The 9,087-nt window shown below is 71.1% G+C and carries 4 protein-coding genes; 1 reads left to right on the top strand and 3 read right to left on the bottom strand.

Features of this window, described 5'->3' with window-relative positions; translation table 11 throughout:
• The coding region (locus GUY59_RS30475; protein WP_161714776.1) for an AI-2E family transporter at positions 1-1,057 on the top strand (1,057 nt) is incomplete at its 5' end.
• A 51-nt stretch (positions 1,058-1,108) separates the two neighbouring features.
• Here GUY59_RS30475 and GUY59_RS30470 read toward each other — a convergent pair.
• The 3 genes from GUY59_RS30470 to GUY59_RS30460 form a co-directional block, all read right to left on the bottom strand.
• The gene (locus tag GUY59_RS30470; RefSeq protein WP_165959534.1) at positions 1,109-1,891 is read right to left on the bottom strand and encodes an alpha/beta fold hydrolase; all 783 of its coding nucleotides are present in this window, start codon (positions 1,889-1,891) and stop codon (positions 1,109-1,111) included.
• A gap of 126 nt (positions 1,892-2,017) precedes the next feature.
• Positions 2,018-2,782 (bottom strand): SDR family NAD(P)-dependent oxidoreductase, encoded by a 765-nt coding sequence (locus GUY59_RS30465; RefSeq protein ID WP_138200062.1) that lies wholly within the window; start codon positions 2,780-2,782, stop codon positions 2,018-2,020.
• Positions 2,783-2,885: 103 nt separating this feature from the next.
• The gene (locus tag GUY59_RS30460; protein ID WP_236667653.1) at positions 2,886-8,969 is read right to left on the bottom strand and encodes an RHS repeat-associated core domain-containing protein; all 6,084 of its coding nucleotides are present in this window, start codon (positions 8,967-8,969) and stop codon (positions 2,886-2,888) included.
• Positions 8,970-9,087: the final 118 nt, after the last annotated feature.

The raw sequence follows: 9,087 nt of genomic DNA, 5'->3' as shown, positions 1-9,087 counted from the left end.
GGCGGGGGCGCAGCCGTACGGGTTGCCGGGCAAGCCGCTGGCCCGGGGCCCGTTCCTGTTCGGGCTGGTCGGCGGGCTGGGGGTGCTGACGGCCATCGCGATCGCCCAGATGGTGGTCAACTCGATGAGTACGATCATCCTGGTCGTGGTGGCGATGTTCCTGGCCGTCGGGCTCAACCCGGCCGTGGAGGCCCTGCAGCGCCGTGGCCTGGCCAGGCGCGCCTCGATCTCGATCGTCTTCACCGGGGTCATCGTGGCGTTCGTGCTGTTCGGGCTGGCCGTGGTGCCGCCCGTGAGCAAGCAGTTGTCGGAGTTCATCGAGGCGGTGCCCGGCTACATCACCGAGCTGAGCAGCCATCCGACGCTGCGCCAGCTCGACGCCGACTACCAGCTCCTCCCGCAGTTGCGGACGTTCGTGACGAGCACGCTCGGGCCGTCGCTGGCCACAGGGATCATGGGTGCCGGCCTGGTGGTGCTGAACGGCGTGTTCACCACGGTGACGCTGCTGGTGCTCATGCTCTATTTCCTCGGTTCGCTGCACACGATCAAGGACTACCTGCTCAAGCTGGTGCCGGCCTCGCGCCGGCAGCGTACGCGTGCGATCAGCGAGGAGATCCTCACCGGCATCGGCGGTTACGTGGCGGGCAATGTGCTGATCTCGGTCATCGCGGGCGTGGTGGCCTGGATCTTCCTGTCGATCGCGGGCGTGCACTACGCGCTGGCGCTCGCTCTGGTGGTGGCCATGCTGGACCTGGTGCCGCTGGTGGGCGCCACGATCGGCGCGGTGTTCGTGAGCGGGGTCGCGCTGCTGCAGTCGGTGCCCGCGGGAATCGCGTGCGCGGTCTTCTTCGTGCTCTACCAGCAGGTCGAGAACTACTTCATCTACCCGAGGGTGATGAAGCGCTCGGTGGACGTGACGCCGGCCGTGACGGTGATCGCCGCGTTGTTCGGGGGCGCGCTGCTCGGCATCGTCGGCGCGCTGCTGGCCATCCCGGTCGCGGCGGCGATCTCACTGATCATCCGTGAGGTGGTGCTGCCCCGCCAGGCCAGGGCCTGAGCCGCGCGCTCAGGCCCGCCGAGCCGGATCCCTGGGGCGATCCTCCGAACCTCAGCCACGCCCGCCGAGTTCCGCCCTGAGAAACTCCATCACCGCGGTGTTGAAGGCCTCCGGCTGCTCTACCGCGCTCAGGTGACCGGCCTTCGGAATGATCTCCAGCCGTCCTTCCGGTACGGTGCGGGCCATCTCCTCGGCGTCGGCGGGTGGTGACAGTTCGTCCTCCTCTCCCACCACGACGAGCAGCGGCACCTTCAGCGCCCGCAGCGTCTCGAACGAGGCCGGCCGCGCGGCCATCGCCCGTTGGGCCCAGGCGACGGCGCCCGGCGGAGCCGACTGAAGCAGCCCCTTGACCCGCCCGAACACCATGGCCCGCCGCTCCTTGGTGGTCGGCCCGATGAGCGCCGGAAGCACCTCGCTGACCAGCACCTCGCTGCCTTCCTCCAGCACGGCCCTGGCGATGCGCTCCCTGTTGTCCCTGGCCGCCGGCGGATCCTCGCCCGCCTTGGTGTCGGCGAGTATCGCGCCGAGCACTCGGTCGGGATGCCGGCGGCAGAAGGCCATGGTCACGTAGCCGCCCATGGACAGCCCGCCGACCACCGCCCTGTCGATGCCCTCATCGTCGAGCAGCCCGGCGACGTCGTCTGCCATCAGGTCGAGTGACGGCTCGTCGTCGCCCAGCCGCGAACCGCCGAAGCCCCGCAGATCAGGTGTGATGACCCGGCAGACCTTGGCCAGCCCTTCCCGCTGCGCCAGCCACATGGCCGACGACAGGGGGAACGCGTGGAGCAGGACCACCGGGATCCCCGTCCCGGCCGATCTCTTATAGAGCTGCACGGGCCCCACGGTAACCCGGTTCACGGCGACAATCACTCAATGTCATAGGACGATATCCCCGTTAACCCCGACCGCTTCCCCCTCAACAACCCCAGAGTCACCCAAAGGCCATATTTCCGTCGCACCCTACCCGTCGACAGCGGTGGCTCCCCCGTCGACGAACAACACCTGCCCCGTCATGTACGCCGCCGCCGCGCTCGCCAGGAACAGAGCCGGCTGCGCCATCTCCTCCGCCGTCCCCCACCGCCGCATGGGCACGCCCGACACCGTGGCCGCGTTGGCGGCGTCGTCCTCCCAGAGGTTGCGGTTGAGGTCGGTCGCCGTCCACCCCGGGCACAGGGCGTTGACCCGCACCCCGGCCGCCGCCCACTCCACGGCCAGCGTCTTCGTCAACGCCACCAGCCCGGCCTTGGCCGCTGCGTACGGGGCCAGGAAGGGCGCCCCGAGCGCAGCCATCGACGCCACGTTGACGACCGCGCCGCCACCCCGTTCCAGCAGGTGCGGCGCGGCGGCGTGGCAGACGGCCATGGCGGTGTCGAGGTTGAGCCGCATGATCTTGTCCCAGCCCCGCAGCCGCAGGTCCTTGAACTCGACCATGAAGTTGGAGCCGCCGGCGTTGTTGACGATGACGTCGAGATGGCCGAGGCCGTCGATCGCCGCCGCCACGGCCGCCGCGGCGGCGTCGCGGTCGGTGAGGTCGGCGGGGACGACGAGCGCGCGCCTGCCGAGCGCCTCGATCTGCTCGCCGATCTCGGCCAGAACGTCGGCCGACCGGGACACGAGCGCCACGTCGGCCCCGGCCTCGGCGTAGGCGAGCGCGATGGCCCGCCCTATCCCCCTGGACGCCCCGGTGACCAAGGCCTGCCTGCCGCTGAGATCGAACGCGCTCACGCCGCCTCCTCCACCCGGGAACCGAACGTCATTCTACGGACGCGGTACGGCCGGTGCGAGAGCCGCCCTCAGCCACGGGCCGGCCCTCGCACCGGGTCAGGGATCAGAAGCCGCCGAGGAAGATGTCCAGGGCGTCTCCCAGGCCGCCCTGGTCGATCCAGCGGGTGACCCGACCGCCCGTCTCGGCGATCGTGCCGGGCCGTGTGTTCTCCGGTTCGATCTTCTCCGGCTTGAAGATCTGCTTCTCACCCTGTCCGCTGCCGCTGGGACGGCCCACGTTCGACGGAGGCCGGCCCTGGGGGTACATCCGGCCGTTGCCGTAGACCGTGTAGGACTGGGTCGGCTGCTGCGTACCGTCGTTGCGCCAGATGTGGCTCGGCCGTGGCTGGGCCGGCTTCCTGTTCACCTTCGGCGGCGACTGCCGCTGCGTCGACCGGTGGCTCGTCGGCCGGCTCGCCGGGCGCGAGCGCGCCCGCTGGATGCCGCGCGGGACCCGGCCGGCGCGCCTGTTCCGTGCCCTGGCCGCCGCCGCGGCACGCCTTCTCGCCGCCGCCTCGCGGGCCTCCTTCCTCGCCTTCCTCCGTGCCGCCGCCGCGGCACGGCGCCGCGCCGCCGCCTCCCTCGCCTTCCTGGCCTTGGCCGCCGCTCGTTTGCGCGCCGCCGCCAGCGCCCGCTTGCGCGCCGCGGCAGCCGCCTTCCTCCTGGCCGCCGCCGCGGCCTTCTTCCTCGCCAGCGCCGCGGCACGGCGCCGGGCCGCCGCGATCGCCGCCCGCCTGGCCGCCTCACGCCTGGCCGCGGCCAGCGCCGCCCGCCTGGCGGCCGCCTGGGCCGCCCGCCTGGCCGCCCACCGGATCGCGAGACGGGCCGCGATGCCGGCCGCGAACCAGAACAGCTGGCCGTCGGGGTCGCTCATCGTCACGGGGCTGTTGTTGGCGTAGGCGTAGGCGTTGAGCTGCTGCGGGTCGAGGTCGTCGATGACCGGGTCCACCGACAGGAAACGGCCGTTGCGCGCGTCGTACTCGCGGGCCCCGAGGTGGATGAGCCCGGTCGTCGGATCCTTGGTGCCGCCGACGAAGGCGCGCTGGCCCGGCCACCATGGCGGCGGCGAGCCCCGGTCCTCGCCGAACGGCGTCTGCCTGCGTACGGCCAGGTCGCCGTTGCCGGCGTTGACCGCCGCCTGCGCGGTGCCCTGATGGTCGTTGACCAGGAAGTACACCTGGTCGTCCGGCGTGCGCACCGCGATGGGCTGGTCGTTGATGGTGTAGTAGCGGGTCTGCTCGACGGCGTCCTTGGCGAAGTCGAAGCGCAACTCCATGTCGTCGACGTAGAGCGTGGCGTCCGCCGGCGTCCTGCGGATCAACCGCTCGCCGTCCGCGTCGTAGACGAAGGACGTCGTCTTGCCCGCCTCCGTCACCGACTCCAGGTTGCCCTCGGCGTCCCAGACGAGGGTCTGGTCGGAGCCGCCGACCTTGCGCCTGGTCGTGTTGCCGGTGGCGTCGTACTCGAACAGGTCCGACCCGGCGCTCAGCAGCGCGTGCGGCCGCTGCTCGCCCGGCTTCGGGTAGGTGGAGGTGCGCACGGTCTCGGGCGCGCCGCCCCAGGCGTGCTTGGCCTCCTTGATCCGGTTGCCCGTGACGTCGTAGGCGTAGCTGACCGCGTACGGGGCCACACCGCCGATCGCGCCGGACCGCGGGGAGCCGGAGGCGCAGTCGTCGGTGGCCGTCCACGCCGAGGTCATGCGGCGCAGGTGGTCGTAGGTGAAGCACTGCGTGTCCTGGCCGCCGGCCCGCTCGGCGATCTTGGTGATGTTGCCGACGGCGTCGTAGGAGTAGTTCAGGTCCAGATCGGTGTCGGCGGCGCCCTCCCTGTCCAGCCGCATGCTCGTCAGCCTGCGGGTGGACTCGTCATGGGTGTAGGTGAGCCAGGTCTTCTTGTTGCCCGAGCCCAGCTCGTACTGCAGGGTCTCGCCCAGCTTCGAGTAGCGGGTCGTGTTCACGTACGTCGACAGGCCGGTGACCCTGGCCGGCTGACCGAGCTCGTCGTAGCCGTAGACGACCGACTCCTCCTCCAGGCCGCCGGCGGCCGGGAAGCTGACCGACTGCACCTGGTCGTCGAGCGTGTAGCGGGTGTTGAGCTGGTAGGAGCCGGCCAGCTTGCCCTCACGCTCCGGGATGGTGACCGTCTGGCGCAGCGTGCGGTAGTCGGTGTCGATGGAGTTGATCTCCGCCTTGTACGCCTGCCCGCCCACGTAGCGGACGGTGGCGTGCAGGTGGCCCTTGGCCAGGCCGTCGTACTTCCACTCGGCCAGCAGCGGGCCGGTCGCCGAGCCGTCGCGCAGCTCCTTCTTGCGGCCCAGCTCGTCGTAGACGTACCAGAGCGTCCTGCCGCGCGCGTCGGTGGTCGACACGACCTCGTCGGCGTCGTTGTACGTCATCGTGGTGACGCCCTTGTCGGGGTCCTCGGTCTTGATCTCCCGTCCGCGCATGTCGTAGTGGTGGCGCCACACGTTCCCGGCCGGGTCGGTCACCGTGGCCAGCCGGCCGGCGTGGTCGTAGGTGTACTTCGTCGACTCGTACTCGCCGGTCGGGGTCGCGCCCTTGTACTGGCGCAGCTCGATCAGGCGGTCCTCGGCGTCGCCGATGCGGGTGGTCGCCGTGCCGCCCGGCGGCGGCGTCACGTGGATCCTGTCGCCCTCCTGCTCGGCGCTCACCCGGTACTTCTCCACGCCCTTCGCCTTGAGGACCTGGGTGGTCACGTCGCCTGAGCCGTCGAACGACGACACGACCTGTGTCGGCACGTCGGCGTCGGCCACCGCCAGCAGCTCGGTGGAGGGCTCCCCGGTGGCGAAGTAACCGGTGTTCGACTTGTACTGCTCGCCGAGCGAGTTGTGGAAGGTGTCGGTGATCGTGCGGCCCTCACGCAGCGCGGGGTCGTCCGTCTGGTCGTCTCGGGGCGCGGGCTCCTGGGTCTGGCGCTCGCGCAGCAGGCCGTCGTACAGCTCGTGGCTGGACGTGTAGCCGCCGTCGGCGCGCAGCGTCTTCGTGGTGACGACGCTGGGGCCGTCGTTGCGCATCAGGTACGAGTACTCCGTGCTGGGCGACTGCCCGGCGGCCTTGCTGCGGTCGGGCTGCCAGACCTTGACCAGGCGTCCGAGCGCGTCGTGCTCCATGTCGACGCGGCGGTTGTTGGCGTCGATCTCGGTGACCGGCTCACCCCAGGCCGGTTCGAGGAGGGTGCGCTCGACGTGGCCGAGCTGGTTGGTCTGCCGGACCTCGGTCGCGGGGGCGCCCGCGGCCGGGACGTAGGTGGTGACGGATCGGGTGCCGGCCGCGTCGGTCTCGCTGGTCTCGCGGCCGTAGGCGTCGTAGGTGTGCGCGCGGTCGGTGATCGTCTTGCCGTCCCCGGACACGAGCTGCTGCACCTGGGTCACGTCGCCCTTGCTCGGGGCCTCGCCGAAGGCCTTGCCGTCGTACTGCACCCGCTCGTCCGAGATCACCTCCGCGGCGGAGAGCGTGGACACGGCGGTGTCGCAGCTCGCCGCGACCTTCTGGATCCTGCTGGTGTAGTCGAGCATCCAGGCCGAGTCGTTGCGGGCGTAGGTGTAGCGGGTGCACTGGTCGTCGCCGGCGGCGGCCAGGTCGCCCTTCTCCTCCACCTGCGTGAGCAGGCCCTTGGCGTCGTACGCGCGCTCCTCACCGGTACGCCGCCACTTGTCCCCGCCCAGGGCGGTCCGGGTCACCATGGACTTGGCCTCGACGATGTGCGCGGTCTTGGTGATGCCGCCCTGCGTGGACTCGGCGGTCTTCAGCGACCACGGCTCCTCGACGGTCGAGGTCAGGATGGGCCCGCCGTCGCCGTCGTAAAGGATCTCCTCACGCTCGAACCCGGCCAGCTGGTCGAGGTCGTCGAGCTTGCCGCCCTCGGTGTCCTCGACCTGCGCGCTGCGCTTGGAGCCGTCGGCCTGCCTGTCACCGTGCAAGCCGCGGAAGTAGCGGAACTCCGTGAGCGTGCGCTCGGTGTCCTGGCCGTCGCCCTGCCGGACCCGGACGCGGCCGAACCCGCGGAAGTCGGCCCAGGTGCGGTGCTCGGGTTTGACGAGGTTGTTGTCGGCGTAGCGCCAGCCGGCGCCGCCCAGGTACTCGTAGTCGGTGACCACGCTCGGCGAGCCCGCGACGCGGTCCGCCTCGACGGTCTGCGTCACCACGTACTTGTGGAACCAGTCGGTGACCTGGGCCTCGTCCGGCGGGGCCCAGCGCTGCGGATAGCAGCGTTTGTCGTTCTTGTCGGCGGCGGGCAGCTTGCCGGGCTCGCACTCGGCGGCCGAGTAGTGGACGCGCAGCTCACCGCCGGACTCGTTGTTGACGGCCTGCACCCGCCACTTGACCAGCGGGGCGCGGCCCTCGTCCGAGTCGACCCGGTTGGGCAGTTGGACGCCGATGAACGTGGTCTTGGGCAGCGTGATCGTGCCGCCCACGTGGCCGGTCTGCTGAATCGAGGCCAGCCACAACGCCGGGCTCATGCCGTCGCCGGTGGCGGGGAACTGGTGGGCCAGCGTCCAGGAGTCCACCGCCGCGTACTGGCCGGAGCCGTTGAGGATCTGCGTGGTGACCTTGGCCAGCCGCTTGCGGCTGAAGAACGTCGGCGCCAGGCGGTCGGTGCACTTCTGCCCCGAGTTGCAGATCTGGTCGAACGGGACGTCCGGCCAGTGCTTGGCGGTGTCCTTCTTCAGCTGGTCGGCCGCGCAGGTGACCGTGCCGCTGGGCAGGCAGCGCTCGGCCACGTCGAAGACCACGCGGGCGGCGGGCGCCCTGGTGAACAGCTCGCCCTTCAGGTAGCCGTAGTCGATGCGGGTCAGGTAGGCGCCGCGCACGTACTGGGTGCCCTGCTCGGGCTTCATGTGGCGGCCGTAGTAGTTGCTCTCCTGGGCGTACCAGTAGCTGGTGGCGTTGCCGTGCGGGTCCACCGCGAGGTCGAGGTTCCACCGGTACGCCTGCCGGCACCAGGCGTTGGCCGGGGTGCCGGAGTAGCACGGCTCACCCTTGTCGTTGCCGAACACCGGCACCGTCTGCGCAGACTTCGTCTCCGGCTTGCCGCTCACCCAGCCGGGCAGGCGGTTGAGCCCGAACGTGTACTGCGTGCCGTCGGCGGTGGTGACGCGCCAGTACTCGCCGTCGTTGTCGCCGTTGGTGGCACCCGTGAGCTGCTCGATCCTGGTTCCGTCGTCACGCTTGGGCCGCCACTGCTTGGTGGCGGCGTCCTTGACCAGTTCCATGGAGGAGTTGCCGAGCGACAGGGTGGCGTTGTCCTGGTCCCAGCACAGGTCGCCGGTCTTCTTCCCGTCAACCATGCAGGACTTGAAGCGGCGCTCGATGTAGCCGCCGGGGTTCAGCTCGAAGCCCTCACCGACCCAGGACGGCTGGTTGTTGGTGGAGGCGGTACGGCCGTCCACGCTCTGCGAGGAGTAGACGAGCGACAGGTCCGGCTCCTCGCCGCCCAGCGCGGGAGGCGTGCGCATGTCGTACGTCCAGCTGAAGTCGCCCGACTGGGTGCCGACGCTCCAGTTGGCCGAGGGGGCCAGCCCGGTGGCGGCGTGGTCGCCCGACGGGCCCGACGCGGCGGCGGTCACGGCGTACAGGCCGGCCGTGGCCACCTCGGCGGTCAGCGTGCCCGCCTTGGTGTCGTTCTCGCTCTTGACCGGCTGCGGCTGGGGGCAGCCGGTGGCCTTGGCGTCGAGGGCGCACTCCGCCAGCTCGACGACCCGGAGCCGGGCGCCGTAGTCGCCGCCGTACGCGTGGCGGAAGCCGGAGTAGTCGATCTCCAGGCGGGTCCTGGCCTCGGCGGCCTTGGCCGTGGCCCCCTCGCCGGGCGAGACGCGCAGCGCCAGGCCCAGCCGGCCGGTCGCCTCGGCGTCGAGGATCTCGACCTTCACCGGGGCCGCCGCGCTCACGCCCTTCCGCGCGGCCAGCCGTACCGGGAAGCCGGCCGCCTGGGTCTTCGCGCCCGCGCCTCCGAGCTCGGCCGTCTGCGGCTTGGGCCAGGAGACGCCCGGTGGCGCCTGCCACGCCTGTTTCTGCACCGGGTCGGCCATCGGCGGGCGTACCGGGACCTTCTCCCCCTTGACCGGCGTCTCCTTCTGCACGGACGGGGCCTGCCGGGGTTCGGCGTGGGCGGGCATGGCGTACGCCATGGGCACGACGAGGACGATCGAGAGAACTGTGGCCAGCCGTCGCGGCCAGCGGGACTCCGGTTTCGGCTCGACGAGCCTGTTCCATGAGGAGTCTGGGATGTCTGGATTGCCCGGTTCG

Origin of the sequence: Nonomuraea sp. K271 (assembly GCF_009908215.1) — a bacterium.
GTDB classification, from domain to species: domain Bacteria; phylum Actinomycetota; class Actinomycetes; order Streptosporangiales; family Streptosporangiaceae; genus Nonomuraea; species Nonomuraea longispora.
This window is presented reverse-complemented; position numbering and strand designations above follow the sequence as displayed.